The following is a 25,089-nucleotide window of genomic DNA, read 5'->3' as shown; positions in this document are numbered from 1 at the left end:
ATCGTCACCCTGATCCACCCAATCGCAATGGACGATGGTCTGCGTTTCGCAATCCGTGAAGGCGGCCGTACCGTTGGTGCGGGTGTTGTAGCGAAAGTGATGGGTTAATTCCCCGCTGATTATTAAAAAGAGAGCTGCGGCTCTCTTTTTTTATGCCGGCTTTCCGGCAACTGCTGACAAAATTTACACAATCGCAATTGTAATAATACTGATTATCATTTACTCTTTACCGCAGTCAGGAGGAATGATATGTACGTATGTTTATGTAATGCCATCAGCGATAAAGCCATCCGGAATGCCGTGCGCCAGAATAAGGTTCATTCCATCGGTGAACTGCGTAAAATTATCCCTGTCGGCACTGAATGCGGCAAATGTATCCGCCACGCCAAAGCCGTTATTGCAGAAGAGCATATGTCTGTCCCGGTTGACCGCGTCGCCTGAATCTTCTCTCTGAAACCCGCCGGAATTTTGAACTGTATCGCTATTTTGTCACCGTAATCACTCCGTGAATTATTTCCTGTGTCTATACTGAACAGACAGGAAACAAAGGAGGGTACATGAAAGGCGATAAAAAAATGATCTCGCATCTGAACAAATTGCTGGGAAATGAACTGGTTGCTATTAACCAGTATTTTCTGCATGCCCGCATGTTCAAAAACTGGGGTCTGATTAAACTCAACAACAAAGAGTATGAAGAATCCATTGATGAGATGAAACACGCTGATGAATACATTGAGCGTATCTTATTTCTGGAAGGGATCCCGAACCTTCAGGATCTCGGTAAACTTCATATCGGCGAAGATGTTGAAGAAATGCTGAAGTCTGATCTTCAGCTGGAACTGGATGGCGCCAAAGATTTACGTGAAGCCATTGCCTATGCCGATTCCAAACATGATTATGTCAGCCGTGATTTGATGATAAAAATACTGGCGGAAGAGGAGTCTCATATCGACTGGCTGGAAACCCAGCTGGATCTGATAGCCCGTGTGGGTCTGCAGAACTATCAGCAGGCACAGATGGCGGACGCAGACACAGAATAAAAAACAGAGAAATAATCACTAAAGTAAGCAATGTGCAGAACCGCCGGCAGGGAAACCCGCGGCGGTTTTTCTTTTTTGATTTTTTGTCATGGCGCCGGAGATAATTTGCACAAATCCCGGTTTGCGGCTTGCTTTCAGGGCTCATTCACGTATAATGCGCGGGCTTGCCAATTGTGCAAGCCTGGTTGATACCAGCATTGGACAGTATGTTTTTTAGCTGTTCATGAAAATATCCCCGATATGGGGATTACATCGAGAACGATTACACTCCCCCGTCAATCGAAATGGGTGCGAGGAGTAATTTTTTACGTTTATAAAATAGTTGGAGCTCTGGTCTCATGCAGAACCAAAGAATCCGTATCCGCCTTAAAGCTTTTGATCATCGTCTGATCGATCAATCAACTGCGGAAATCGTAGAGACTGCTAAGCGCACTGGTGCGCAAGTTCGTGGTCCTATTCCGCTGCCGACCCGTAAAGAGCGTTTTACCGTTCTGATCTCTCCGCACGTCAACAAAGATGCGCGCGATCAGTACGAAATTCGCACTCACAAACGTCTGGTTGACATCGTTGAGCCAACTGAAAAAACCGTTGATGCTCTGATGCGTCTGGATCTGGCTGCCGGCGTTGACGTGCAGATCAGCCTGGGTTAATCAGGTATCAATTGATTGAGAGGTTGAAACAATGATTGGTTTAGTCGGTAAAAAAGTGGGTATGACCCGCATCTTCACTGAAGAAGGTGTGTCAATCCCTGTTACTGTTATCGAAATCGAAAATAACCGCGTTACTCAGGTTAAATCTGACGAAACTGACGGTTATCGTGCTATTCAGGTTACCACCGGCAGCAAAAAAGCTAACCGCGTGAACAAACCTGAAGCAGGACATTTCGCAAAAGCTGGTGTTGAAGCTGGTCGCCTGTTACGTGAATTCCGCCTGTCAGAAGGTGAAGAGTTTACTGTTGGCCAGAACATCAGCGTTGAAATTTTCGCTGACGTTAAGAAAGTTGACGTTACTGGTACATCTAAAGGTAAGGGCTTCGCCGGTACTGTAAAGCGCTGGAATTTCCGTACTCAGGATGCTACTCATGGTAACTCCTTGTCTCACCGTGTTCCGGGTTCTATCGGTCAGAACCAGACTCCGGGTAAGGTATTTAAAGGCAAGAAAATGGCAGGTCAGCTGGGTAACGAACGTGTAACCGTTCAGAGCCTGGATGTCGTTCGCGTTGACGCTGAGCGTAACCTGCTGCTGGTAAAAGGTGCTGTCCCGGGTGCAACCGGTAGCAACCTGATTGTTAAACCAGCTGTCAAGGCTTAACGTCGAGGAGATAGGAATGGAATTGGTAATGAAAGACGCGCAAAGCGCGCTGACTGTTTCCGAAACTACCTTCGGGCGTGATTTCAATGAAGCGCTTGTCCATCAAGTAGTTGTTGCGTATGCAGCTGGTGCTCGTCAAGGTACACGTGCTCAGAAAACTCGTGCTGAAGTTACTGGGTCTGGTAAAAAACCATGGCGCCAAAAAGGTACTGGTCGTGCCCGCTCTGGTTCAATCAAGAGCCCAATCTGGCGCTCTGGTGGTATCACTTTCGCAGCGAAACCACAGGACCACAGTCAAAAAGTTAACAAAAAGATGTACCGCGGCGCGCTGAAAAGCATCCTGTCCGAATTGGTACGTCAGGATCGTCTGATCATTGTCGAAAAATTTGCTGTAGAAGCACCTAAAACCAAGCTGCTGGTACAGAAATTGAAAGATATGGCTCTGGAAGACGTGATGATCGTCACACACGAAGTTGATGAGAACCTGTTCTTAGCAGCTCGCAACCTGTACAAGGTTGATGTGCGTGATGTCACTGCAATCGATCCGGTCAGTCTGATCGCGTTCGGTAAAGTAGTGATGACTGCTGAAGCAGTTAAGCAAGTTGAGGAGATGCTGGCATGATCCGTGAAGAACGTCTGCTGAAAGTACTGCGCGCGCCGCATGTATCTGAAAAAGCGTCTACCGCGATGGAAAAAACAAATACCATCGTGCTCAAAGTTGCTAAAGACGCGACTAAAGCTGAAATCAAAGCTGCAGTTGAAAAACTGTTCGAAGTCAAAGTTGAAGGTGTTAACACTCTGCTGGTTAAAGGCAAAGTGAAGCGCCACGGTCAGCGTTTCGGTCGTCGTAGCGACTGGAAAAAAGCTTACGTCACCCTGCAGGAAGGCCAGAATCTGGACTTCGTCGGCGGCGCTGAGTAAGTCGGAGGAGTAAAGAACAATGGCAATTGTTAAATGTAAACCTACGTCTCCGGGCCGTCGCCACGTCGTTAAAGTGGTTAACCCTGAGCTTCACAAGGGCAAACCTTACGCACCACTGCTTGAGAAAAACAACAAGTCTGGTGGTCGTAACAACAATGGCCGTATCACTACCCGTCATATTGGTGGTGGTCACAAGCAAAATTACCGTATTGTTGACTTTAAACGTAACAAAGACGGTATCCCGGCTGTTGTAGAACGTCTGGAATATGATCCAAACCGTTCAGCAAATATTGCTCTGGTATTATACAAAGACGGTGAACGCCGTTACATCCTGGCTCCTAAAGGCCTGAAAGCTGGTGATCAAATCCAGTCTGGTGTTGATGCTGCAATCAAAGCGGGTAACGCTCTGCCAATGCGCAACATCCCGGTTGGTTCTACTGTTCATAACGTAGAAATGAAACCAGGTAAAGGCGGCCAGCTGGCACGTTCTGCCGGTACTTACGTTCAGATCGTTGCGCGCGATGGTGCTTATGTCACTATTCGTCTGCGTTCCGGTGAAATGCGTAAAGTTCCTTCAGATTGCCGCGCGACTTTAGGTGAAGTGGGTAACGCTGAACACATGCTGCGCGTTCTGGGTAAAGCTGGTGCAAGTCGCTGGCGTGGTATTCGCCCTACCGTTCGCGGTACTGCGATGAACCCGGTAGACCACCCACATGGTGGTGGTGAAGGTCGTAACTTTGGTAAACACCCTGTAACACCATGGGGCGTTCAGACCAAAGGTAAGAAGACTCGTAAAAACAAACGCACTGAACACTTCATCGTTCATCGTCGTACTAAGAAATAATTAGAGGATAAGCCATGCCACGTTCTCTCAAGAAAGGTCCTTTTATTGACCTGCACTTGCTGAAGAAGGTAGAGAAAGCGGTGGAAAGCGGTGACAAAAAGCCTGTTAAGACTTGGTCCCGTCGTTCAACGATCTTTCCTAACATGATCGGTTTGACCATCGCTGTCCATAATGGTCGTCAGCATGTTCCGGTTTACGTTACCGACGAAATGGTTGGTCACAAACTGGGTGAATTCGCGCCGACCCGTACTTATCGCGGCCATGCGGCTGATAAAAAAGCCAAAAAGAAATAAGGTAGGAGGAAGAGATGGAAACTATTGCTATGCATCGCCACGCTCGTTCTTCTGCTCAGAAGGTTCGCCTGGTGGCTGACCTGATCCGCGGTAAGAAAGTGTCGCAAGCTCTGGAAATTTTAACCTTTACCAACAAGAAAGCTGCTGGTTTAGTGAAGAAAGTTCTGGAGTCTGCTATTGCTAACGCAGAACACAACGATGGCGCTGACATCGATGATCTGAAAGTAGCGAAAATTTTCGTTGACGACGGCCCAACCATGAAGCGCATCATGCCTCGTGCTAAAGGTCGTGCAGATCGTATTCTTAAGCGCACCAGCCACATCACTGTGGTTGTGTCCGATCGCTGATACCTGGAGACTAGCAATGGGTCAGAAAGTAAATCCAAATGGTATTCGCCTGGGTATTGTTAAACCTTGGAACTCTACCTGGTTTGCGAACACCAAAGAATTCGCTGACAACCTGGACAGCGACTTTAAAGTACGTAAGTACTTAACTAAAGAACTGGAAAAAGCGTCAGTATCCCGCATCGTTATCGAGCGCCCTGCTAAGAGCATCCGTGTGACTATTCACACTGCACGCCCTGGCATCGTGATCGGTAAGAAAGGTGAAGACGTTGAAAAACTGCGCAAAAGCGTTTCAGATATCGCTGGCGTTCCTGCGCAGATCAATATTGCCGAAGTACGTAAACCTGAACTGGACGCAAAATTAGTTGCTGACAGCATCACTTCACAGCTGGAACGTCGCGTTATGTTCCGTCGTGCTATGAAGCGTGCGGTACAGAATGCTATGCGTTTAGGCGCTAAAGGTATCAAAGTCGAAGTCAGCGGCCGTTTAGGCGGTGCTGAAATCGCACGTACTGAGTGGTATCGTGAAGGCCGTGTGCCTCTGCATACCCTGCGTGCAGACATCGATTATAACACCTCTGAAGCTCAGACTACTTATGGTGTTATCGGTGTTAAAGTGTGGATCTTCAAAGGTGAGATTCTGGGTGGCATGGCTGCAGTTGAACAGGCGGAAAAACCGGCTGCTCAACCTAAAAAACAGCAGCGTAAAGGCCGTAAGTAAAGGAGAGTCGCTGAATGTTACAACCAAAGCGTACAAAATTCCGTAAAGTGCACAAAGGCCGTAACCGCGGTCTGGCAGCCGGCGCGGATGTGAGCTTCGGCACTTATGGTCTGAAAGCTGTTGGCCGTGGTCGTCTGACTGCACGTCAGATCGAAGCAGCACGTCGTGCTATGACCCGTGCAGTTAAGCGTCAGGGTAAAATCTGGATCCGTGTGTTCCCGGACAAACCTATCACTGAAAAGCCTCTTGAAGTGCGTATGGGTAAAGGTAAAGGTAACGTGGAGTATTGGGTTGCCTTAATCCAGCCGGGTAAAGTCCTGTATGAAATGGACGGCGTATCGGAAGAGCTTGCTCGTGAAGCATTCAAGCTGGCAGCAGCTAAACTGCCTATCAAAACCACCTTTGTAACTAAGACGGTGATGTAATGAAAGCGAAAGAGCTGCGCGAAAAAAGCGTTGAAGAGCTGAACACTGAGCTGCTGAACCTGCTGCGCGAACAATTTAACCTGCGTATGCAAGCGGCAAGCGGCCAGTTACAACAGTCTCATCTGTTAAAACAAGTGCGTCGTAATATTGCACGTGTTAAGACTTTATTGACTGAGAAGGCGGGTGCGTAATGACCGATAAAATCCGTACTCTGCAAGGTCGTGTTGTTAGTGACAAAATGGAGAAATCCATTGTTGTGACTATCGAGCGTATGGTGAAACACCCTCTGTATGGTAAGTTCATCCGTCGTACGACTAAACTGCACGTACATGACGAGAACAATGAATGTGGTATCGGTGACGTGGTAGAAATCCGCGAAACCCGTCCACTGTCTAAGACTAAGTCCTGGACCCTGGTTCGCGTCGTAGAGAAAGCTGTACTGTAACAGCACTGCTTTCTGATGTAGAATAAACGGCTCGGCTTTAGAGCCGTTTATTTTTTTCTATCCATAACGAAGATGTGGTGTTATAATGCCGCGCCCTCGTAATTGGGTATTTGGACGGCCTCTCTTTTTAGTAAGAGTGGCTCAGTAGTAGTTGACATTTAGCGGAGCACTAAAATGATCCAAGAACAGACTATGCTGAACGTGGCCGATAACTCCGGTGCACGTCGCGTAATGTGTATCAAGGTTCTAGGTGGCTCGCACCGTCGCTACGCAGCTGTAGGCGACATTATCAAAATTACCATCAAGGAAGCAATTCCGCGCGGTAAAGTAAAAAAAGGTGATGTTCTGAAGGCAGTAGTGGTGCGCACCAAGAAGGGTGTACGTCGCCCTGACGGTTCTGTCATTCGCTTCGATAGCAACGCTTGTGTATTGTTAAACAATAACAGCGAGCAAGTTATCGGTACGCGTATTTTTGGGCCGGTAACTCGTGAACTTCGTAACGAGAAGTTTATGAAAATTATCTCACTGGCACCTGAAGTACTCTAAGGAGCGGAACTATGGCAGCGAAAATCCGTCGTGATGACGAAATTATCGTGCTGACCGGCAAAGATAAAGGTAAGCGCGGTAAAGTAAAACAGGTTCTTTCTTCTGGTAAAGTTATCGTTGAAGGTATCAATCTGGTTAAGAAACATCAGAAGCCGGTTCCGGCCCTGAACCAACCAGGTGGCATCGTTGAAAAAGAAGCTGCAATTCAGGTTTCTAACGTTGCAATCTTCAATGCGGCAACCGGCAAGGCTGACCGTGTAGGTTTTAGATTCGAAGACGGTAAAAAAGTCCGTTTCTTCAAGTCTAACAGCGAAACTATCAAGTAATTTTTGGAGTATACGATGGCGAAACTGCATGATTACTACAAAGACGAAGTAGTTAAACAACTGATGACTCAGTTTAACTACAATTCTGTCATGCAAGTCCCTCGGGTCGAGAAGATCACCCTGAATATGGGTGTTGGTGAAGCAATTGCTGATAAAAAACTGCTGGATAACGCAGCAGCTGACTTAGCAGCAATCTCTGGTCAGAAACCATTGATCACCAAAGCACGCAAATCTGTTGCAGGCTTCAAAATCCGCCAGGGCTATCCAATCGGCTGTAAAGTAACTCTGCGTGGCGAACGCATGTGGGAGTTCTTTGAGCGACTGATTTCTATTGCTGTACCACGTATTCGTGACTTCCGTGGCTTGTCCGCTAAGTCTTTCGATGGTCGCGGTAACTACAGCATGGGCGTACGTGAACAAATCATCTTCCCTGAAATCGATTACGATAAAGTGGATCGTGTTCGTGGTCTTGATATTACTATCACTACCACCGCGAAATCTGATGATGAAGGTCGCGCACTGTTATCAGCGTTTAACTTCCCGTTTCGCAAGTAAGGCAGGGTATTCATGGCTAAGAAATCTATGAAAGCACGTGATGTAAAACGTGCAAAATTAGCTGAGAAATTCTTCGCAAAACGCGCAGAACTGAAAGCTACCATCTCCGATGTCAACGCATCAGATGACGATCGTTGGGATGCTGTTCTGAAGCTTCAATCTCTGCCACGTGATTCCAGTCCTTCCCGTCAGCGTAACCGTTGCCGCCAAACCGGGCGTCCACACGGTTTTCTGCGGAAGTTTGGCTTAAGCCGTATTAAAGTCCGTGAAGCCGCTATGCGCGGTGAAATCCCGGGCCTTAAGAAAGCTAGCTGGTAATTGTCACCATATTGAATCACGGGAGTAAAGACAGATGAGCATGCAAGATCCCATCGCGGATATGCTGACCCGTATCCGTAACGGTCAGGCCGCGAACAAAGTTGCGGTCACCATGCCTTCCTCCAAGCTGAAAGTGGCAATTGCCAACGTGCTGAAGGAAGAAGGTTATATTGAAGATTTTAAAATCGAAGGCGACATCAAGCCAGAACTGGAACTGACTCTTAAGTATTTCCAGGGTAAGGCTGTTGTAGAAAGCATCCAGCGCGTAAGCCGCCCAAGTCTGCGTATTTATAAGCGCAAAGACGAACTGCCACAAGTTATGGCAGGTCTGGGTATCGCAGTTGTTTCTACATCTAAAGGTGTAATGACTGATCGTGCAGCTCGCCAGGCTGGTCTTGGTGGCGAGATTCTCTGCTACGTAGCATAATTCGGGAGGAAAGAATGTCTCGTGTGGCAAAAGCACCCGTCGTCATTCCTGCCGGCGTAGAGGTAAAACTCAACGGTCAGGTTATTTCGATTAAGGGTAAAAACGGCGAGCTGAGCCGTAATATCCACAACGCTGTAGAAGTTAAACATGCAGACAACCAGTTAACCTTTGGTCCGCGTGACGGTTATACCGACGCATGGGCACAGGCTGGTACAACTCGTGCACTGGTTAACGCTATGGTTGTTGGTGTTACCGAAGGCTTCTCTAAGAAGCTGCAACTGGTAGGTGTTGGTTATCGTGCAGCCGTTAAAGGTGATGTAGTAAACCTGTCTGTAGGTTTCTCTCACCCGGTAGAGCACAAACTGCCGGCTGGCGTTACTGCTGAATGTCCGACTCAAACTGAAATCGTACTGAAAGGTGCTGATAAGCAGGTTATTGGTCAGATCGCAGCAGACTTACGCGCCTATCGTCGCCCTGAACCTTACAAAGGTAAAGGTATTCGCTACGCCGACGAAGTCGTGCGTATTAAAGAGGCTAAGAAGAAGTAAGGTAACACTATGGATAAGAAAGCAGCTCGTATCCGTCGTGCGACCCGCGCACGCCGCAAGCTTATGGAACTGGGTGCAACCCGCCTGGTGGTACATCGTACCCCTCGCCATATCTATGCGCAGGTTATTGCACCAAACGGTTCTGAAACGTTGGTGGCCGCTTCTACTGTTGAAAAAGCTATCAGCGAACAAGTTAAATACACCGGAAACAAAGATGCCGCAATCGCAGTAGGTAAAGCTATTGCTGAGCGCGCACTGGAAAAAGGAATCAAAGCAGTATCCTTTGACCGTTCAGGTTTCCAATATCATGGTCGAGTCCAGGCACTGGCAGATGCTGCCCGTGAAGCTGGCCTACAGTTCTAAGGTAGAGGTGTAAGATGGCACACATCGAAAAACAGGCTGGCGAACTGCAGGAAAAGCTGATCGCGGTAAACCGCGTATCTAAAACCGTTAAAGGTGGTCGTATCTTTAGCTTCACCGCACTGACTGTAGTGGGTGATGGCAACGGCCGCGTTGGTTTTGGTTACGGCAAAGCACGCGAAGTTCCGGCAGCAATCCAGAAAGCGATGGAAAAAGCCCGTCGCAACATGAAAACCGTTGCACTTAACAACGGCACATTATTCCACCCAGTGAAAGGCACACACACCGGTTCCCGCGTGTTTATGCAGCCTGCTCACGAAGGTACCGGTATTATTGCCGGTGGTGCAATGCGTGCTGTTCTTGAAGTTGCCGGTGTTCGTAACGTCCTGGCTAAAACTTATGGTTCCACGAACCCAATTAACGTTGTTCGTGCAACACTGGATGCTTTAGACAGCATGAAGTCTCCGGAAATGGTTGCAGCTAAGCGTGGTAAATCCGTCGAAGAAATTCTGGGGTAATGGACCATGGCTAAGACAATTAAAATTACACAAACCCGCAGCTCAATCGGCCGTCTGCCAAAACACAAGGCAACTCTGGTCGGTTTAGGTCTGCGTCATATTGGCCACACTGTAGAGCGCGAAGATACACCAGCGGTCCGTGGTATGGTTAATCGTATTTCCTATATGGTTAAAGTTGAGGAGTAACAGATGCAATTAAATACTCTGTCTCCGGCAGCAGGTGCTAAACACGCACCAAAACGTGTAGGTCGTGGTATTGGTTCCGGTCTCGGTAAAACCGCAGGTCGTGGTCACAAAGGTCAGAGCTCTCGTTCTGGCGGTGGCGTACGTCGTGGGTTTGAAGGTGGCCAGATGCCTTTATATCGTCGTCTGCCAAAATTCGGCTTTACTTCACGTAAAGCGATGGTCACTGCTGAGATCCGTTTATCTGATCTTCAGCTGATCGAAGGCGATGTTATCGATCTTAATGTATTGAAAGCCGCAAACGTTATTGGTCCACAGATTGAGTACGCGAAAGTGTTCCTGTCTGGTGAACTGACTCGTGCAGTTACTGTACGCGGCCTGCGTGTTACTAAAGGCGCTCGTGCTGTTATCGAAGCTGCTGGCGGTAAAATCGAGGAATAAGTAACAGATGGCAAAGCAACCAGGTACAGATTTCCAAAGTGCTAAAGGCGGAATAGGTGAGTTAAAGCGTCGTTTACTGTTTGTGCTCGGCGCACTGATTGTTTTCCGTATTGGCTCTTTCATTCCTATCCCTGGTATTGATGCCACTGTTCTTGCGAAATTGCTCGAACAACAACAAGGCACCATCATTGAGATGTTTAACATGTTCTCTGGTGGTGCGTTGAGTCGTGCTTCAATCTTTGCGCTGGGTATCATGCCGTACATTTCGGCATCGATTATTATCCAGCTGCTGAGCGTGGTGAACCCGCGCCTGGCGGAGATTAAGAAAGAAGGGGAAGCTGGTCGTCGTAAGATTAGCCAGTACACCCGGTATAGTACGTTAGTCCTCGCGGTGTTCCAGTCTGTTGGTATCGCGATGGGCTTACCGAATATGCCTGGTATGCAGGGTCTGGTTATTAACCCGGGCTTTGCGTTCTACTTCACGGCTGTTGTGAGTTTGGTGACAGGGACTATGTTCCTGATGTGGCTGGGTGAGCAGATTACTGAACGCGGTATCGGTAACGGTATTTCGATCATCATCTTCGCCGGTATTGTTGCGGGTCTTCCGTCAGCAATTGGCCATACCATTGAGCAAGCTCGTCAAGGCGAACTGCACTTCCTCCTGTTGCTATTGGTTGCAGTCTTGGTATTTGCGGTTACTTGCTTTGTTGTCTTTATGGAGCGTGGTCAACGTCGTATCGTCGTTAACTATGCCAAACGTCAGCAAGGCCGCCGTGTTTACGCGGCACAAAGTACACACTTACCGTTGAAAGTGAATATGGCGGGTGTAATTCCTGCGATTTTCGCTTCCAGTATTATCCTGTTCCCTGGTACAATTGCATCTTGGTTCGGTGATGGTACTGGCTGGGATTGGCTGACGACAATTTCTATGTATCTGCAGCCAGGCCAGCCGCTCTATGTGTTACTTTATGCCTCTGCAATCATATTCTTCTGTTTCTTCTATACCGCACTGGTATTTAATCCAAGAGAAACAGCAGATAACCTGAAGAAGTCCGGTGCATTTGTACCAGGAATTCGTCCGGGAGAGCAAACGGCCAAGTACATCGATAAAGTAATGACTCGTTTAACTTTAGTTGGCGCGTTATATATTACCTTTATCTGCCTAATCCCGGAGTTCATGCGTGACGCAATGAAAGTACCTTTCTACTTTGGTGGTACTTCCCTCTTAATCGTGGTTGTGGTCATCATGGACTTTATGGCTCAAGTGCAAACTCTGATGATGTCAAGTCAGTACGAGTCTGCATTGAAAAAAGCAAACCTCAAAGGTTATAACCGTTAATTCGGTTTGCTTTAGAAGTTACGGAGAGTAAAAATGAAAGTTCGTGCTTCCGTCAAGAAATTATGCCGTAACTGCAAAATCGTTAAGCGTCACGGTGTCGTGCGCGTGATTTGCAGTGCTGAGCCTAAGCATAAACAGCGTCAAGGCTAATAAAAAGCATATTTTTCTTGCAAAGTTGGATTGAGCTGGCTAAATTAGCCAGCCAATCTTTTTATTAAACGTGGTTCTACTGTTTGAGTATCCTGAAAACGGGCTTTTCAGATCAGTATTACCCCAAAATTTTTAGGAGTGCATAGTGGCCCGTATAGCAGGCATTAACATTCCTGATCATAAACATGCTGTTATTGCATTAACTGCAATTTTCGGCATCGGCTTAACCCGTTCACAGGCTATCTGTAAAGCAACGGGTATTGCTGAAGATGTTAAGATCAGTGAGCTGTCTGAAGAGCAAATCGACCAACTACGTGACGAAGTTGCTAAATACGTTGTAGAAGGTGACCTGCGCCGTGAAGTGACCCTCAGCATCAAACGTCTTATGGACATTGGTTGCTATCGTGGTTTACGCCATCGTCGTGGTCTTCCGGTACGCGGTCAGCGTACGAAGACTAACGCACGTACCCGTAAGGGTCCGCGTAAGCCGATCAAGAAATAATCGGGGAATCTTATAATGGCAAAAGCACCTGTTCGTGCACGTAAGCGTGTAAGAAAACAAGTCTCTGACGGTGTGGCTCATATCCATGCTTCTTTCAACAACACAATCGTTACCATTACTGACCGTCAGGGTAACGCATTAGGTTGGGCAACTGCCGGTGGTTCCGGTTTCCGTGGTTCTCGTAAATCAACTCCATTCGCAGCACAGGTTGCAGCAGAACGTTGCGCAGAGGCTGTGAAAGAGTACGGTATTAAGAATCTGGAAGTTATGGTTAAAGGACCTGGTCCTGGCCGTGAGTCAACCGTTCGCGCATTAAACGCGGCTGGTTTCCGCATCACTAACATTACTGATGTGACTCCGATCCCTCATAACGGTTGTCGTCCTCCGAAAAAACGTCGCGTCTAATCGCCCTCACGTTTTTTAGGATAGTTGGAGAAAGAAAATGGCTAGATATTTGGGTCCGAAGCTCAAGCTGAGCCGTCGCGAAGGAACAGACCTCTTCCTGAAGTCTGGTGTTCGCGCGATTGACACCAAGTGTAAATTAGATCAAGCACCAGGCCAGCACGGCGCCCGTAAACCGCGTCTGTCTGATTATGGTGTTCAGTTACGTGAAAAACAAAAAGTTCGTCGTATGTACGGCGTGCTGGAACGTCAGTTCCGTAACTACTATAAAGAAGCAACTCGTCTGAAAGGCAACACAGGTGAAAACCTGCTGTCTCTGCTGGAAGGTCGTTTAGACAACGTTATTTATCGTATGGGCTTTGGCGCTACCCGCGCAGAAGCACGTCAGATCGTCAGCCACAAAGCTGTCATGGTAAATGGCCGTGTTGTAAACATTGCTTCTTATCAGGTTTCCCCTAACGACGTAATCAGCATTCGTGAAAAAGCGAAAAAACAGTCTCGTATTAAGGCTGCTTTAGAGCTGGCTGAGCAGCGTGAAAAACCAACTTGGTTGGAAGTTGATGCTGCGAAAATGGAAGGTGTGTTCAAACGTATTCCTGAGCGTACTGACCTTTCTGCTGATATTAACGAGCACCTGATCGTCGAGCTTTACTCTAAGTAAGGCTTAGCACCAAAGAGAGGACACAATGCAGGGTTCTGTGACAGAGTTTCTTAAACCGCGCCTGGTTGATATCGAGCAAATCAGTTCGACGCACGCCAAGGTGACCCTTGAACCATTAGAGCGTGGCTTTGGCCATACTCTGGGTAACGCACTGCGCCGTATTCTGCTTTCGTCTATGCCGGGTTGTGCGGTAACTGAGGTTGAGATTGATGGTGTACTCCATGAGTACAGCACTAAAGAAGGTGTACAGGAAGATATCCTGGAAATTCTGCTCAACCTGAAAGGGCTGGCGGTAAAACTTCAGGGAAAAGATGAAGTCATCTTAACTCTGAATAAATCTGGCATTGGCCCTGTGACTGCAGCCGACATCATCCATGACGGTGATGTTGAAATCGTCAAGCCGGAGCATGTAATTTGCCATCTCACTGACGAAGGCGCATCTATTAATATGCGCATCAAAGTTCAGCGTGGTCGTGGTTATGTTCCAGCTTCTGCCCGAATTCATTCGGAAGAAGATGAGCGCCCAATCGGTCGTCTGTTAGTAGACGCGTGCTACAGCCCAGTTGAGCGTATTGCTTACAATGTTGAAGCAGCACGTGTTGAGCAGCGTACCGACTTGGATAAATTGGTTATCGAAATGGAAACCAACGGCACGATTGATCCAGAAGAATCAATTCGTCGTGCGGCAACCATTCTGGCCGAACAACTGGAAGCTTTCGTTGACTTACGTGATGTTCGTCAGCCGGAAGTGAAAGAAGAAAAACCAGAATTCGATCCGATTTTACTGCGCCCAGTAGACGATCTCGAATTGACTGTCCGCTCTGCTAACTGTCTCAAGGCAGAAGCAATCCACTACATCGGTGATCTGGTACAGCGTACAGAAGTTGAGTTGCTCAAAACACCTAACCTCGGTAAGAAATCTCTTACTGAAATTAAGGACGTTCTGGCATCTCGCGGCTTATCTCTGGGCATGCGTCTGGAAAATTGGCCGCCGGCAAGTATTGCTGACGAATAAGATCACAGGTTAAGGTTTTACTGAGAAGGATAAGGTCATGCGCCATCGTATGAGTGGTCGTCAATTGAACCGCAACAGCAGCCATCGCCAAGCTATGTTTCGTAACATGGCCGGTTCTTTAGTTCGTCACGAAATTATCAAGACGACTTTGCCTAAGGCAAAAGAACTGCGTCGCGTTGTTGAGCCGTTGATTACCCTGGCTAAAACGGATAGCGTTGCTAACCGTCGTTTAGCATTCGCCCGTACTCGTGATAACGAAATCGTGGCAAAACTGTTCAACGAGCTGGGACCACGTTTCGCTCAGCGTGCAGGTGGTTACACCCGCATTCTGAAATGTGGTTTCCGTGCTGGTGACAATGCTCCAATGGCTTACATTGAGCTTGTTGACCGCGCTGAATCCCAGACTGAAGCAGCAGCAGAGTAATCTGTTACTGCGTAAAAAAACCGGGTTTTTACCCGGTTTTTTTATTTCTGTTAATCCTGCCCTTGAAGTTACTTTCCTCAGCCCCATATCTCTGCCAACGACATACAACATTTTACTATTCTGATATGATGGCTTCAGGCCAGATGATGTCAGGAGGTTGCCGATGTACCGAATTGGTCAGTTAGCAAAACTTGCAGAAGTGACACCGGATACGATCCGTTTTTATGAAAAACAGGGCATGATGGATCATCAGACCCGGACGGATGGCGGCTATCGTTTGTATACTGAGCAGGATCTGCACCGGCTGCGTTTTATCCGGTATGCAAAACAATTAGGGTTTACACTGGAAGCGATCACGGAACTGTTATCGATCCGGGTTGATCCTGAACATCACACCTGCCGTGAATCAAAGCAAATTGTGGATGATCGGCTGAAAGATGTGGAAACGAAGTTAGTCGAAATGCAGCGAATGCGGGATTCTCTGAAGATGCTGAGTGATGCCTGTTGCGGAACGGCACATGTCAGTTCACAATGCACCATTCTGGAGATCCTGGAACAAGGTGCGACTGAGCCCTGTGGCTGTTCACAAAAAGAGAGTAAACATAATCAATGAGGTTACTATGACAAAATATGCTCACAAGCGTGGCGTAATACAAGATAACGCCCTGGAAGCACTGCTATCCGATCCGTTGTTCCGGCAGAGAGTAGAAAAAAATAAGAAAGGTAAAGGGAGTTACAACCGGAAAGAAAAACACAACAAGGCAGATTACCGGGAGGCCAGTAGTAAACGATTAGATAATCTTTTACTACTGGCCTTTTAGTTTATTATTTCTTTTGTTCTTTTAATAAATCACGGATTTCAGTCAGTAATGTTTCTTCTGCTGACGGTGCCGGCGGCTCCGCAGGTGCTTCAGCCTGTTCGCGGCGTAATTTATTCAGCATTTTGATGGCAATGAAGATAGCAAACGCAACGATAACGAAATCAAAGACGGTTTGCAGGAATACACCATAATTCAGTACAACAGCAGGCACATCTCCGCTGGCTTCCCGCAGTACAACGGCAAACTGTTTGAAGTCGATCCCGCCGATCAGTAAACCGAGTGGTGGCATGATGACATCAGCAACTAATGAGGACACAATTTTGCCGAATGCCGCACCGATAATGATACCGACAGCCATATCAACGACATTGCCGCGCATCGCAAATTCACGAAACTCTTTTATGAAGCTCATACCCTTTTCCTTACCCAAAATGTTAACAAGTTGTCATTCTCAAGTATAAATCAATAGTATTTACTATCAAAATATTAAGTACTTATTTATAAGAAGAACGGACTTGGCTGGAAGAGCTTCTCCACCTCGGGTACGTGGCGTTTGTCAGTGATGAACAGCACGACATGGTCTCCCTGTTCAATACTGTGCTCGTCATTCGCAATAATAACCTGCTCATCTCTGACAATCGCACCAATAATAGTGCCCGGCGGGAGCTTAATATCGGCAATTTTGCGTCCGACAACTTTTGACGTATTTTCATCGCCATGTGCGATAGCCTCAATCGCCTCAGCAACACCGCGTCGTAATGACGATACACTGACAATATCTGCTTTACGCACATGGCCGAGTAATGCAGAAATGGTGGCCTGCTGCGGGGAGATAGCGATATCAATCACGCCGCCCTGGACCAGATCCACATAGGCACTGCGCTGGATAAGCACCATTGCTTTCTTGGCACCCATGCGCTTGGCGAGCATCGCGGACATAATATTGGCTTCGTCATCGTTGGTCAGGGCAATAAAGACGTCAACCTGCTCAATATGTTCTTCTGCTAATAATTCCTGATCAGAGGCATCTCCATAAAAAACAATGGTGTCATGCAGCAGCTCAGCGAGGTCGGTTGCCCGGTTGGCGTTGTGCTCGATTAGTTTGACGTTATAGTCTTTCTCGATACGCAGTGCCAGACCGGCGCCGACGTTCCCGCCGCCGACAATCATGATCCGCTTATACGGTTTTTCCAGACGCTGTAATTCACTCATTACTGCACGGATATGCTCGGATGCGGCAACAAAGAATACTTCATCACCGGCTTCGATGATGGTTGAACCCTGCGGACGAATCGGTCTGTCCTGGCGGAAGATAGCCACAACCCGGGTTTCAATATGCGGCATATGCTCGCGCAGGCTGGAAAGGGCGTTTCCGACCAGCGAGCCGCCGTAATAGGCTTTCACGGCGACAATACTGACGCGCCCTTCGGCAAAATTCACAACCTGGAGAGCACCGGGGTACTGAATAAGCTTATAGATACTGTCGATCACTAACTGCTCGGGGGCGATCAGGTGATCGATCGGGATCGCTTCCGGTAAAAATAATTTATCAGCTTCCCGGACATATTCAGAAGATCGGATACGGGCGATCTTATTTGGCGTATTGAACAGCGTGTATGCAACCTGACAGGCGATCATATTGGTTTCATCGGAGTTGGTCACTGCGACGAGCATATCCGCGTCTTCCGCGCCCGCTTCCCGCAGTACCCGCGGATGAGAGCCGGCACCGTTTATTACCCGGAGATCGAATTTATCCTGTAACTGACGCAGCCTGTCCGGGTTGGTATCCACAACAGTAATATCGTTGTTTTCATCCACTAAGTTTTCTGCCAGTGTGCCGCCGACCTGACCGGCACCGAGAATAATAATTTTCATATAAATGATCGTCCGGGTTGTTTATCAGGCAGAAAGTGCCTGTTTAACCAGTTTAGCGTAAAAAAATCCGTCTCCGCTCTGCGCATCCGGCAGCATCTGGTAGCCTGTTGCCGGTGTATCGGTTAATACAGCATCACGGTGCGAAGAGAGGAAATTATTTATCTGATGAATATTCTCTTCCGGTAATACAGAACAGGTTGCATAGACCAGTGTGCCGCCGGGTTTGAGATAAGGCCAGACAGCGTCCAGAATTTCCCGTTGCAGTGCCGCCAGCTCATTGATGTCATTATCACGGCGCAGCCATTTAATGTCCGGATGGCGGCGGATAACGCCGGTCGCGGAGCAAGGTGCATCCAGCAAAATGCGATCGAATGTCTGTGATTCTGCCCATTGTTCCGGATAACGGCCGTCACCGGTTTTCACCACCGCGTTTTGTTTAAGTCGTTGTAAATTCTCATTAACCCGGGTTAAACGCTGTTTATCCACATCAACAGCCATGACATGAGCGCGGGGCGCTATCTCTAAAATGTGGGTGGTCTTCCCGCCGGGTGCCGCGCACAAATCTAAAATAGTCTCATCATTCTGCGGATCAAGTAGTAATGCACAGCCCTGAGCGGAGCTGTCCTGCACGGTGACCCAGCCATCAGCAAACCCGGGCAGATCAGTGACCGGGCAGGGAACTGCCAGACGCAGTGCATCCGGATATGCCGGATTATAAAAGGCTTCAATATCCTTCTCTGTCAGCAGCGCCTGATATTCCTGAGCGGAATGATGGTTACGGTTAACCCGTAGCCACATCGGCGGTTTTTCATTATTTGCCGTAATAACAGCTTCCCAGTTGTTAGGATATGCCGCCTGAATCCGCGACAGCAGCCATTTCGGATGCAGCCAGCGGCTTTCATTATTAGCAAAACGCTCGGACAACACCTGCTCCTGACGCTGGAACTGACGCAGCACGCCGTTAATCAGTCCTTTCAGCTGTGGTTTTTTCAGTGCCACAGCACCGTCAACCGTTTCGGATAGTGCTGCGTGTGCCGGGATCCGTGTATAACGGAGCTGATAAAAACCGACCAGAATCAGATAATGCAGTACCCGCTGCTTACCGGTCAGCGGTTTTGCCATCAGCTGCTGGCTGTACCATTCAAGCTCCGGCAGCACCCGCATCACACCAAAACATAATTCCTGCAGTAATGCTTTATCTTTCGGGTTGATATCCCGCTGATATTCAGGCAGAAGTGCGCTGAGTGACTGTCCCTGATCCAGGACCTGGCTGATGATACGGGCAGCAATGCTGCGTAAGTTATAGCTGTTTTTCATTGTGATTCCGGTATGCCGGCAAGCGATAAAGAGAAAGGGGGACCGGCATACCACGCGGGGAATGCCGGTTATGAAACAAAATTACAGTGAATTTCCCGGGGTAAACCATTCTTTGCGGGAATTCAGAATATCAGCGGCTGACATCGGTTTTTTCCCGGCAGGCTGTAACTGTGTGATATTCAGGATCCCTTCTGCAGTGGCAACCTGAATGCCGTTTTTATCCGCACGGATAACCGTTCCCGGCGCTGCGGAAGTCTGTTCCGCAATCGCATTGGCCTGCCAGACTTTCACCGGCTGCTCATCAATCACCATATAACTGATTGGCCACGGATTGAAGGCACGTATACAGCGGTCTAACTGTGCGGCAGAAAGAGACCAGTCCAGCCGGGCTTCTTCTTTGCTCAGTTTTTCTGCATAGGTAACCAGGGTGTCATCCTGTTTTTCAGGGCGGAGTGCATTCTGACACACCAGAGACAGTGTCTGTAACAGTGCCTGCGGGCCGATACCGGCGAGTTTTTCATACAGGGATGCACTGGTATCTTCTGATGTGATATCACACTCAGCTTTATACAGCATATCGCCGGTATCCAGGCCGGCATCCATCTGCATGATGGTGACCCCGGTTTTGGTATCACCGGCCCACAATGCACGCTGGATAGGCGCCGCACCACGCCATGCCGGTAACAGGGAACCGTGAACATTCAGGCATCCAAGACGCGGAATATCCAGCACTGCCTGCGGCAAAATCATCCCGTAGGCTACGACAATCATAATGTCCGCCTGCTGGTCACGTATCCACTGGTGATTTTCTTCTTTGCGCAGCGTGGATGGCTGGAAAACAGGAATATCGTGCTGCTGTGCCAGTTCTTTTACCGGGCCCGCGGTGATTTTTTTCCCGCGGCCGGCAGGGCGATCCGGCATGGTTAAGACGCCAACGACATTGTGCTCTGACTGAATCAGGGCATCGAGGTGACGTGCGGCAAAATCAGGCGTTCCTGCAAAGATAATACGTAATGAATCTGACACGTTGCTTTCCTGTAAAAATAATAATGCCATAAACAATAACAGTGCCCGTGCGCTGCTGCGGTCTGTGGCAGATAAAGACTGCGGGTATTAAGACCGGGCTCTGAGTCTGTCCAGTTTTTCGACTTTCTGACGGATGCGCTGGCGCTTCATAGCGGAAAGGTAATCGACAAATAATTTACCTTCCAGGTGATCCATTTCATGCTGGATACAAATTGCCAGCAGATCGCCGGTTTCCAGCTCGAAAGGCTCGCCGTTATAGTCCAGCGCCCGGATTTTAACGTGCTCAGCACGCGGTACGAATGCCCGCTGCTCAGGAATCGATAAACAACCTTCTTCGATTCCGGCTTCTCCGGATTTTTCCAGCAGTTCCGGGTTGATCAGCACCAGGCGCTCATTCCGCTCTTCTGACACATCAATCACGATAATGCGCTGGTGGATATCAACCTGAGTGGCTGCCAGACCAATACCTTCTTCGTCGTACATGGTTTCGAACATATCATCGACAATCTTCTGAATGCCGGCATCGACTTTTTCAACCGGCTTTGCAATCTTGCGAAGCCGCTCGTCGGGATAATGTAATACAGTTAATAACGCCATAGATTTTTTCGTGTTCTATCTAAAAAATGGATGGAAATTAATGTCTATTCTAGACAGTTATCAGCCTGATTGACAGTATTGCCCGCAGCGGACACCGCATTTTTATCACAGGCTCAGTCAGGATGGCGCAATGGATGAAAGGGAAATTTGGTTACGTCTGGCGTGTATCAGGCGGTTAAGTGCACATCATGCTGTCAGTGCTGCGACAATACTGACAGAGACCTGCACACAGAAAAACGGTGAGATCCGCCGCCAGTTACATCAGTGCGGACTTACACTGGTACAGTGTCAGCAATTCATGAATGTGAATACATCCAGGCTGAAAACGGCACTTATATGGGCTGATTCACCGGGTAACATGATATTACCCCTGTCATCACCACACTATCCGTTTTTATTAAAGCAGATCTATTCACCTCCGCTTGTGCTTTTTGTGGCAGGGCAGTATGAGGTGTTATCTGCCCCGCAGGTCAGTATGGTGGGCAGCCGCGCGGTTACCCATTACGGCGAAAAGTGGGGGGACTGTTTTACCCGGCATCTTGTGCAGCACAATCTGGTGATAACCAGCGGCCTGGCTGCGGGCGTGGACGGATGCTGCCATAAGGCGGCGCTGGCATCAGGCGGAAAGACGGTTGCGGTATCCGGCAGCGGGCTGTCTCATATTTATCCCGCAAAACACCGGTCGCTGGCAGAGGAGATTACAGAAAATGGCGCACTTATCTCTGAATATTTTCCGGATGTACCGCCGCTGGCCAAAAACTTTCCCCGCCGTAACCGGATAATCAGCGGGTTAAGCCGTCTGCTGATTGTGATTGAGGCCGGACGGCGCAGCGGGTCATTAATTACGGCACAATGCGCACTGGAACAGGGGCGGGATGTATTTACGTTACCGGCGGTGCTTGGTAATCCGGCGTATGAGGGTAATCACTGGTTGTTGCAGCAGGGCGCCTATATTGCGACAGCACCGGCTGATATCACGGATCATCTCGCGCTGGATATGCAGTGGCTGGCGCTGCCGCCGGTCACGGAAGCACCGGAAGTGATTATCACACCGGTACAGGAGGAACTGCCGTTTGCACATGTGCTGATTAATGTGGATGATGAACCGACACCGGCAGATATCATTGCCGCTCGGTGTGAGCTGCCGGTCACAGAGGTGACAACACAACTGCTGCAGCTGGAGTTATCAGGTAAAATAGCCGTGGTCAGCGGGGGATATATCCGCCTGCATCACTGAACGGTATCGGCGTAAGGTAAAATTATCATGTCAAAATCAACGGCGGAATGCTGTCCGGAATGCGGCGGAGAGCTGGTTATCCGTAATGGTGCCCACGGGCCTTTTTTCGGCTGTTCTGCTTATCCGGAATGTGATTACATCCGTCCACTGAAAGCCGGTACTGACGGGCATCTCATCAAAGTGCTGGACGGACAGTTGTGCCCGCAGTGCGGCGGGACGCTGGTGCTGCGCCAGGGGCGCTACGGGATGTTTATCGGCTGCGGAAATTTTCCGGAATGTGAATATATTGCATCTATTGATTCACCAGATGAAACGACGGTGGCCTGTCCGCAGTGCCATGATGGTAAGTTACTTCAGCGTAAGTCACGGTTCGGTAAAGTTTTTTATGCCTGTAACCGCTATCCTGCCTGCCAGTTTTCACTGAACAGCAAACCGGTTGCCGGTGAGTGTCAGTATTGTGGTTATCCGCTGCTGGTGGAAAAAAGGACATCAACAGGCGTAAGATTAAGTTGTGCGAGTAAAGCCTGCGCAAAACGACAAAAAGAACAAAATGAGAATAATGATGAATCATAATCAAACCACAGCAAATTTCGACACAATTATAAAAGCCCTGAATAACCACGAAGTTATCGCATATCCGACAGAGGCTGTTTTTGGCCTGGGTTGTGATCCTGACAGTGAGCAGGCCGTGATGGCGCTGCTGGATCTGAAACAGCGCCCGTGGGAAAAAGGACTGATTCTGATCGCAGATAACTATGATCAGGTAAAACCTTATATTGATGACTCACGGCTGACAGATGAGCAGCGTGAAGCGATGTTTGCCTCCTGGCCGGGCCCGGTGACCTGGGTGATCCCGGCAAAACCCGCCACACCAAAATGGCTGACCGGCCGTTTTGACTCGCTGGCTGTCCGCGTGACAGATCATCCGGTGGTCAAAGCATTATGTCAGTCGTACGGCAAACCGGTGGTCTCCACCAGTGCGAACCTGAGCGGGCTGGAGCCGTGCCGGACAACTGATGAAGTAAATGCACAGTTTAACGGACGGATCCCGGTGGTTGACGGGCTGGTCGGCGGGCGGAAAAATCCGTCTGAGATCCGTGATGCACTGACAGGGCAGTTATACCGCCAGGGCTGACAGAACACCAAAAGGACCCGGAATGAAAAAATTTGCCGTTTTTGGCCATCCGATTGCACACAGTCAGTCACCTTTTATTCATCAGGAATTTGCCGGACAGTTTGGTATTGAGCTGAGTTATGAACGGATCCTCTCTCCGCTCGACGGCTTCCGCGACAGCGTTTCTGCATTTTTTGCTGCAGGCGGGCTGGGGGCGAATGTCACACTGCCTTTTAAAGAGCAGGCACATGCGCTGGCGGATGAGCTGAGTGAACGGGCACAGGTCTGCGGTGCGGTAAACACCCTGTATCTGACAGAAGATAAACGGCTGGCAGGGGATAATACCGACGGTGAAGGGCTGGTAATTGATTTGCAGCGGCTGATGTTTATCCGCCCCGGCGACAGTATTCTGCTGATTGGTGCAGGTGGCGCAGCCCGCGGCGTGTTGCTGTCTCTGTTGCTGGCAGGTTGCGCTGTTACCGTTACTAACCGGACATTCAGCAAAGCGCAGTCTCTGGCTGAGCGGTTTGCCGGTCACGGAAAAGTCAGTGCAATGCCTGTCAGTGAAACCGGAACGACCGGATTTTCACTGATTATTAATGCCACATCATCCGGGGTGGACGGCGTGGTTCCGCAAATCCCTCAGTCATTACTGAATCCGTCTGTTGCCTGTTACGATATGTTTTACCGTACGGGGCTGACACCTTTTCTGCAGCTTGCCGCAGATAACGGTGTAACCCGGTATGCTGACGGGCTGGGTATGCTGGCTGGTCAGGCGGCTTTTGCATTCAGGTTATGGCATGGTGTATTGCCGGATATTGCACCGGTACTGACAAAACTCAAACAGAAGATGACATCATGAACCAGTCCATTCAGTTTCCGGACCGCGAATCACGGGATGATGATCGGGAGTGCATTGTTTTTCCGGTGATGATCAACGGCTTTTTATCAGATTGCCGCGTCTCTGCACAATACCTGCAATCCCGTTACGGAACGGCTCCCGGGGAGGATATGCTGGTTCTCTTCCGCCGGAACCGCTGGGATCTGGAGGAAGAGTTTGCGGAATTCATTGAAAAAGGTGAGACGGATGAGCCGCCTTACCGGTTGCCCTGTGACAGATAATTATTTTTCCACATAACATAGTTATTGGCTGAATATTTCAGCCCTTCATATTCTTCCGGTTTCAGCGGACGGACGGCTTTGGCAGGGCTGCCGAGATACAGGTAGCCGCTTTCCAGACGTTTGCCGGGAGAGACCAGACTGCCCGCGCCGATAATTACATCATCCTCTACCACCACTCCGTCCAGCAGGATTGAACCCATACCGACCAGGACACGGTTACCGATAGTGCAGCCGTGCAGCATCACTTTATGGCCGACGGTAACATCCTCACCGATAATCAGCGGGTGACCGGCCGGGTTATCTGCCGTCTGGTGAGTGACATGTAATACGGAGCCGTCCTGAATATTGGTACGCTGACCAATCTGAATGTAATTGACATCTCCCCGGGCAACAACCAGCGGCCAGATACCGACATCATCAGCCAGACGCACATCACCGATAATGACGGAGGAGTCATCGATCATGACATTTTTACCGACAGAAGGGGTTAATGTCAGATAGGGACGGAGTTTATTCACAATAATTACCTCAGAATATAAATGTATTTTGGTGATCTTAATGAGAGAGTTTACCGGAGGCAATGCAACTTTCGGGCATAATTGCCGGAAAATAAGACATGATGCTCAAAAGACAGACAGTTAATAAGAAAATTCAAAAAAAAGGTTGTGCAAAACGAAAAGCTCCCTATAATGCGCCACCACTGACACGGAACAACGCGATAACACGCGGTTCCGGCAGAAAGAGAAAAAGCGGAAAGTTGAAAAACAACGCTTGACTCAAAGGGGCTGGAAACGTAATATACGCAGCCTCGCAACAACGCAGAAGACCGGCAACGGCAGCGAATGTTGCAACTGCTCTTTAACAATTTATCAGACAATCTGTGTGGGCACTCGCAGGACATATCACAAAAAATATTATTTT

The 25,089-nt window shown here is 48.8% G+C and carries 44 protein-coding genes; 38 read left to right on the top strand and 6 right to left on the bottom strand.

Annotated elements, in window-relative coordinates; translation table 11 throughout:
• From GN208_RS16520 to GN208_RS16360, 33 genes are all read left to right on the top strand, one after another.
• Positions 1–108: elongation factor Tu (locus GN208_RS16520; protein WP_087769802.1), on the top strand; the 108-nt coding region annotated here is incomplete at its 5' end.
• A gap of 141 nt (positions 109–249) precedes the next feature.
• Positions 250–441: a bacterioferritin-associated ferredoxin gene (gene bfd, locus GN208_RS16515; protein WP_004238636.1), complete on the top strand. Its 192-nt coding sequence runs from the start codon at positions 250–252 to the stop codon at positions 439–441.
• A gap of 116 nt (positions 442–557) precedes the next feature.
• The gene (bfr, locus tag GN208_RS16510) at positions 558–1,040 is read left to right on the top strand and encodes a bacterioferritin (RefSeq protein WP_004238635.1); all 483 of its coding nucleotides are present in this window, start codon (positions 558–560) and stop codon (positions 1,038–1,040) included.
• Positions 1,041–1,378: 338 nt separating this feature from the next.
• A complete protein-coding gene (gene rpsJ / locus GN208_RS16505) occupies positions 1,379–1,690 on the top strand; it encodes a 30S ribosomal protein S10 (protein ID WP_001181005.1) in 312 nt (103 codons plus the stop codon).
• A 31-nt stretch (positions 1,691–1,721) separates the two neighbouring features.
• Positions 1,722–2,351, top strand: coding sequence for a 50S ribosomal protein L3 (gene rplC / locus GN208_RS16500; protein ID WP_004238634.1), 630 nt, complete (start codon positions 1,722–1,724; stop codon positions 2,349–2,351).
• A 16-nt stretch (positions 2,352–2,367) separates the two neighbouring features.
• Entirely contained in the window at positions 2,368–2,973 is a 606-nt protein-coding gene (gene rplD, locus GN208_RS16495) for a 50S ribosomal protein L4 (RefSeq protein ID WP_015422336.1), read from the top strand.
• Complete coding sequence (gene rplW, locus GN208_RS16490) at positions 2,970–3,272, top strand: 50S ribosomal protein L23 (RefSeq protein ID WP_004238631.1); 303 nt, start codon at positions 2,970–2,972, stop codon at positions 3,270–3,272. Before rplD ends, rplW begins: the two co-directional genes overlap by 4 nt.
• A gap of 19 nt (positions 3,273–3,291) precedes the next feature.
• A complete protein-coding gene (gene rplB / locus GN208_RS16485; RefSeq protein ID WP_004238630.1) occupies positions 3,292–4,116 on the top strand; it encodes a 50S ribosomal protein L2 in 825 nt (274 codons plus the stop codon).
• Positions 4,117–4,130: 14 nt separating this feature from the next.
• Positions 4,131–4,409 (top strand): 30S ribosomal protein S19, encoded by a 279-nt coding sequence (gene rpsS, locus GN208_RS16480; protein ID WP_015422335.1) that lies wholly within the window; start codon positions 4,131–4,133, stop codon positions 4,407–4,409.
• A 14-nt stretch (positions 4,410–4,423) separates the two neighbouring features.
• Complete coding sequence (gene rplV, locus GN208_RS16475; RefSeq protein ID WP_004238627.1) at positions 4,424–4,756, top strand: 50S ribosomal protein L22; 333 nt, start codon at positions 4,424–4,426, stop codon at positions 4,754–4,756.
• Between the two features lie 16 nt (positions 4,757–4,772).
• Complete coding sequence (gene rpsC / locus GN208_RS16470; RefSeq protein ID WP_004238626.1) at positions 4,773–5,474, top strand: 30S ribosomal protein S3; 702 nt, start codon at positions 4,773–4,775, stop codon at positions 5,472–5,474.
• A gap of 14 nt (positions 5,475–5,488) precedes the next feature.
• On the top strand, positions 5,489–5,899 hold the full coding sequence (rplP, locus tag GN208_RS16465) for a 50S ribosomal protein L16 (RefSeq protein ID WP_004238625.1): 411 nt from the start codon (positions 5,489–5,491) through the stop codon (positions 5,897–5,899).
• Positions 5,899–6,090: a 50S ribosomal protein L29 gene (gene rpmC / locus GN208_RS16460; RefSeq protein WP_004238624.1), complete on the top strand. Its 192-nt coding sequence runs from the start codon at positions 5,899–5,901 to the stop codon at positions 6,088–6,090. The genes rplP and rpmC overlap by 1 nt, the downstream gene beginning before the upstream one ends.
• Positions 6,090–6,344: a 30S ribosomal protein S17 gene (rpsQ, locus tag GN208_RS16455; RefSeq protein WP_015422334.1), complete on the top strand. Its 255-nt coding sequence runs from the start codon at positions 6,090–6,092 to the stop codon at positions 6,342–6,344. The genes rpmC and rpsQ overlap by 1 nt, the downstream gene beginning before the upstream one ends.
• A 174-nt stretch (positions 6,345–6,518) precedes the next feature.
• The gene (gene rplN, locus GN208_RS16450; protein WP_015422333.1) at positions 6,519–6,890 is read left to right on the top strand and encodes a 50S ribosomal protein L14; all 372 of its coding nucleotides are present in this window, start codon (positions 6,519–6,521) and stop codon (positions 6,888–6,890) included.
• Between the two features lie 11 nt (positions 6,891–6,901).
• Positions 6,902–7,216: a 50S ribosomal protein L24 gene (rplX, locus tag GN208_RS16445; RefSeq protein WP_004238623.1), complete on the top strand. Its 315-nt coding sequence runs from the start codon at positions 6,902–6,904 to the stop codon at positions 7,214–7,216.
• A gap of 15 nt (positions 7,217–7,231) precedes the next feature.
• Positions 7,232–7,771 (top strand): 50S ribosomal protein L5, encoded by a 540-nt coding sequence (rplE, locus tag GN208_RS16440; protein WP_004238621.1) that lies wholly within the window; start codon positions 7,232–7,234, stop codon positions 7,769–7,771.
• 12 nt (positions 7,772–7,783) lie between these two features.
• A complete protein-coding gene (gene rpsN / locus GN208_RS16435) occupies positions 7,784–8,089 on the top strand; it encodes a 30S ribosomal protein S14 (protein WP_004238619.1) in 306 nt (101 codons plus the stop codon).
• Positions 8,090–8,123: 34 nt separating this feature from the next.
• Positions 8,124–8,516, top strand: coding sequence for a 30S ribosomal protein S8 (gene rpsH, locus GN208_RS16430; RefSeq protein ID WP_004242248.1), 393 nt, complete (start codon positions 8,124–8,126; stop codon positions 8,514–8,516).
• Positions 8,517–8,530: 14 nt separating this feature from the next.
• Complete coding sequence (gene rplF, locus GN208_RS16425; RefSeq protein WP_004238617.1) at positions 8,531–9,064, top strand: 50S ribosomal protein L6; 534 nt, start codon at positions 8,531–8,533, stop codon at positions 9,062–9,064.
• A 9-nt stretch (positions 9,065–9,073) separates the two neighbouring features.
• Positions 9,074–9,427: a 50S ribosomal protein L18 gene (gene rplR / locus GN208_RS16420; RefSeq protein ID WP_004238616.1), complete on the top strand. Its 354-nt coding sequence runs from the start codon at positions 9,074–9,076 to the stop codon at positions 9,425–9,427.
• 14 nt (positions 9,428–9,441) lie between these two features.
• Complete coding sequence (gene rpsE, locus GN208_RS16415; RefSeq protein ID WP_004238615.1) at positions 9,442–9,942, top strand: 30S ribosomal protein S5; 501 nt, start codon at positions 9,442–9,444, stop codon at positions 9,940–9,942.
• A gap of 6 nt (positions 9,943–9,948) precedes the next feature.
• The gene (gene rpmD, locus GN208_RS16410; protein ID WP_004238614.1) at positions 9,949–10,128 is read left to right on the top strand and encodes a 50S ribosomal protein L30; all 180 of its coding nucleotides are present in this window, start codon (positions 9,949–9,951) and stop codon (positions 10,126–10,128) included.
• Between the two features lie 3 nt (positions 10,129–10,131).
• Positions 10,132–10,566 (top strand): 50S ribosomal protein L15, encoded by a 435-nt coding sequence (gene rplO, locus GN208_RS16405; RefSeq protein ID WP_004242249.1) that lies wholly within the window; start codon positions 10,132–10,134, stop codon positions 10,564–10,566.
• Positions 10,567–10,573: 7 nt separating this feature from the next.
• Positions 10,574–11,905, top strand: a complete 1,332-nt coding sequence (gene secY / locus GN208_RS16400) for a preprotein translocase subunit SecY (RefSeq protein WP_004238612.1) — start codon at positions 10,574–10,576, stop codon at positions 11,903–11,905.
• 33 nt (positions 11,906–11,938) lie between these two features.
• Positions 11,939–12,055 (top strand): 50S ribosomal protein L36, encoded by a 117-nt coding sequence (gene rpmJ / locus GN208_RS16395; RefSeq protein WP_015422332.1) that lies wholly within the window; start codon positions 11,939–11,941, stop codon positions 12,053–12,055.
• Between the two features lie 145 nt (positions 12,056–12,200).
• Positions 12,201–12,557 carry a 30S ribosomal protein S13 gene (gene rpsM / locus GN208_RS16390; RefSeq protein ID WP_004242250.1) on the top strand — a complete coding sequence of 119 codons (357 nt, stop codon included), beginning with the start codon at positions 12,201–12,203 and terminating at the stop codon, positions 12,555–12,557.
• Between the two features lie 15 nt (positions 12,558–12,572).
• Positions 12,573–12,962: a 30S ribosomal protein S11 gene (gene rpsK, locus GN208_RS16385; protein WP_003863312.1), complete on the top strand. Its 390-nt coding sequence runs from the start codon at positions 12,573–12,575 to the stop codon at positions 12,960–12,962.
• A gap of 37 nt (positions 12,963–12,999) precedes the next feature.
• Positions 13,000–13,620, top strand: coding sequence for a 30S ribosomal protein S4 (gene rpsD, locus GN208_RS16380; RefSeq protein ID WP_015422331.1), 621 nt, complete (start codon positions 13,000–13,002; stop codon positions 13,618–13,620).
• Positions 13,621–13,645: 25 nt separating this feature from the next.
• Positions 13,646–14,635: a DNA-directed RNA polymerase subunit alpha gene (rpoA, locus tag GN208_RS16375; RefSeq protein WP_004238609.1), complete on the top strand. Its 990-nt coding sequence runs from the start codon at positions 13,646–13,648 to the stop codon at positions 14,633–14,635.
• A gap of 37 nt (positions 14,636–14,672) precedes the next feature.
• Positions 14,673–15,059: a 50S ribosomal protein L17 gene (gene rplQ / locus GN208_RS16370; RefSeq protein ID WP_015422330.1), complete on the top strand. Its 387-nt coding sequence runs from the start codon at positions 14,673–14,675 to the stop codon at positions 15,057–15,059.
• 163 nt (positions 15,060–15,222) lie between these two features.
• Entirely contained in the window at positions 15,223–15,672 is a 450-nt protein-coding gene (zntR, locus tag GN208_RS16365) for a Zn(2+)-responsive transcriptional regulator (RefSeq protein ID WP_004238607.1), read from the top strand.
• A 7-nt stretch (positions 15,673–15,679) separates the two neighbouring features.
• Positions 15,680–15,880, top strand: coding sequence for a ribosome alternative rescue factor ArfA (locus GN208_RS16360; protein ID WP_015422329.1), 201 nt, complete (start codon positions 15,680–15,682; stop codon positions 15,878–15,880).
• Between the two features lie 4 nt (positions 15,881–15,884).
• Here GN208_RS16360 and mscL read toward each other — a convergent pair whose 3' ends face one another.
• The 5 genes from mscL to def all read right to left on the bottom strand — a co-directional run bounded on the left by mscL (position 15,885) and on the right by def (position 20,695).
• Complete coding sequence (mscL, locus tag GN208_RS16355; protein ID WP_004242253.1) at positions 15,885–16,292, bottom strand: large-conductance mechanosensitive channel protein MscL; 408 nt, start codon at positions 16,290–16,292, stop codon at positions 15,885–15,887.
• An 86-nt stretch (positions 16,293–16,378) separates the two neighbouring features.
• On the bottom strand, positions 16,379–17,755 hold the full coding sequence (gene trkA / locus GN208_RS16350) for a Trk system potassium transporter TrkA (protein WP_004238605.1): 1,377 nt from the start codon (positions 17,753–17,755) through the stop codon (positions 16,379–16,381).
• Positions 17,756–17,779: 24 nt separating this feature from the next.
• A complete protein-coding gene (gene rsmB / locus GN208_RS16345; protein ID WP_243828480.1) occupies positions 17,780–19,072 on the bottom strand; it encodes a 16S rRNA (cytosine(967)-C(5))-methyltransferase RsmB in 1,293 nt (430 codons plus the stop codon).
• 81 nt (positions 19,073–19,153) lie between these two features.
• Positions 19,154–20,098 carry a methionyl-tRNA formyltransferase gene (gene fmt, locus GN208_RS16340; RefSeq protein ID WP_015422328.1) on the bottom strand — a complete coding sequence of 315 codons (945 nt, stop codon included), beginning with the start codon at positions 20,096–20,098 and terminating at the stop codon, positions 19,154–19,156.
• An 87-nt stretch (positions 20,099–20,185) separates the two neighbouring features.
• Positions 20,186–20,695, bottom strand: coding sequence for a peptide deformylase (def, locus tag GN208_RS16335; RefSeq protein ID WP_004238602.1), 510 nt, complete (start codon positions 20,693–20,695; stop codon positions 20,186–20,188).
• Between the two features lie 130 nt (positions 20,696–20,825).
• Between def and dprA the strand changes: the two genes are divergently transcribed.
• From dprA to GN208_RS16310, 5 genes are read left to right on the top strand one after another with little or no spacing between them, the layout of a single operon-like run.
• Positions 20,826–21,932, top strand: a complete 1,107-nt coding sequence (gene dprA / locus GN208_RS16330) for a DNA-processing protein DprA (RefSeq protein WP_004238601.1) — start codon at positions 20,826–20,828, stop codon at positions 21,930–21,932.
• Positions 21,933–21,959: 27 nt separating this feature from the next.
• Entirely contained in the window at positions 21,960–22,505 is a 546-nt protein-coding gene (locus tag GN208_RS16325; RefSeq protein WP_004238600.1) for a topoisomerase DNA-binding C4 zinc finger domain-containing protein, read from the top strand.
• The gene (gene tsaC, locus GN208_RS16320; protein WP_004238599.1) at positions 22,495–23,067 is read left to right on the top strand and encodes an L-threonylcarbamoyladenylate synthase type 1 TsaC; all 573 of its coding nucleotides are present in this window, start codon (positions 22,495–22,497) and stop codon (positions 23,065–23,067) included. The genes GN208_RS16325 and tsaC overlap by 11 nt, the downstream gene beginning before the upstream one ends.
• 22 nt (positions 23,068–23,089) lie before the next feature.
• Complete coding sequence (gene aroE / locus GN208_RS16315) at positions 23,090–23,908, top strand: shikimate dehydrogenase (RefSeq protein ID WP_004238598.1); 819 nt, start codon at positions 23,090–23,092, stop codon at positions 23,906–23,908.
• The gene (locus GN208_RS16310) at positions 23,905–24,168 is read left to right on the top strand and encodes a DUF1488 domain-containing protein (protein ID WP_004238597.1); all 264 of its coding nucleotides are present in this window, start codon (positions 23,905–23,907) and stop codon (positions 24,166–24,168) included. Before aroE ends, GN208_RS16310 begins: the two co-directional genes overlap by 4 nt.
• Here the strand turns inward: GN208_RS16310 and GN208_RS16305 are convergent.
• Positions 24,144–24,689 (bottom strand): gamma carbonic anhydrase family protein, encoded by a 546-nt coding sequence (locus tag GN208_RS16305; RefSeq protein ID WP_032099228.1) that lies wholly within the window; start codon positions 24,687–24,689, stop codon positions 24,144–24,146. The genes GN208_RS16310 and GN208_RS16305 overlap by 25 nt on opposite strands.
• Between the last annotated feature and the right edge of the window lie 400 nt (positions 24,690–25,089).

Origin of the sequence: Morganella sp. HSTU-ASny43 (genome assembly GCF_022819185.1) — a bacterium.
Lineage (GTDB): Bacteria > Pseudomonadota > Gammaproteobacteria > Enterobacterales > Enterobacteriaceae > Morganella > Morganella morganii.
This window is presented reverse-complemented; position numbering and strand designations above follow the sequence as displayed.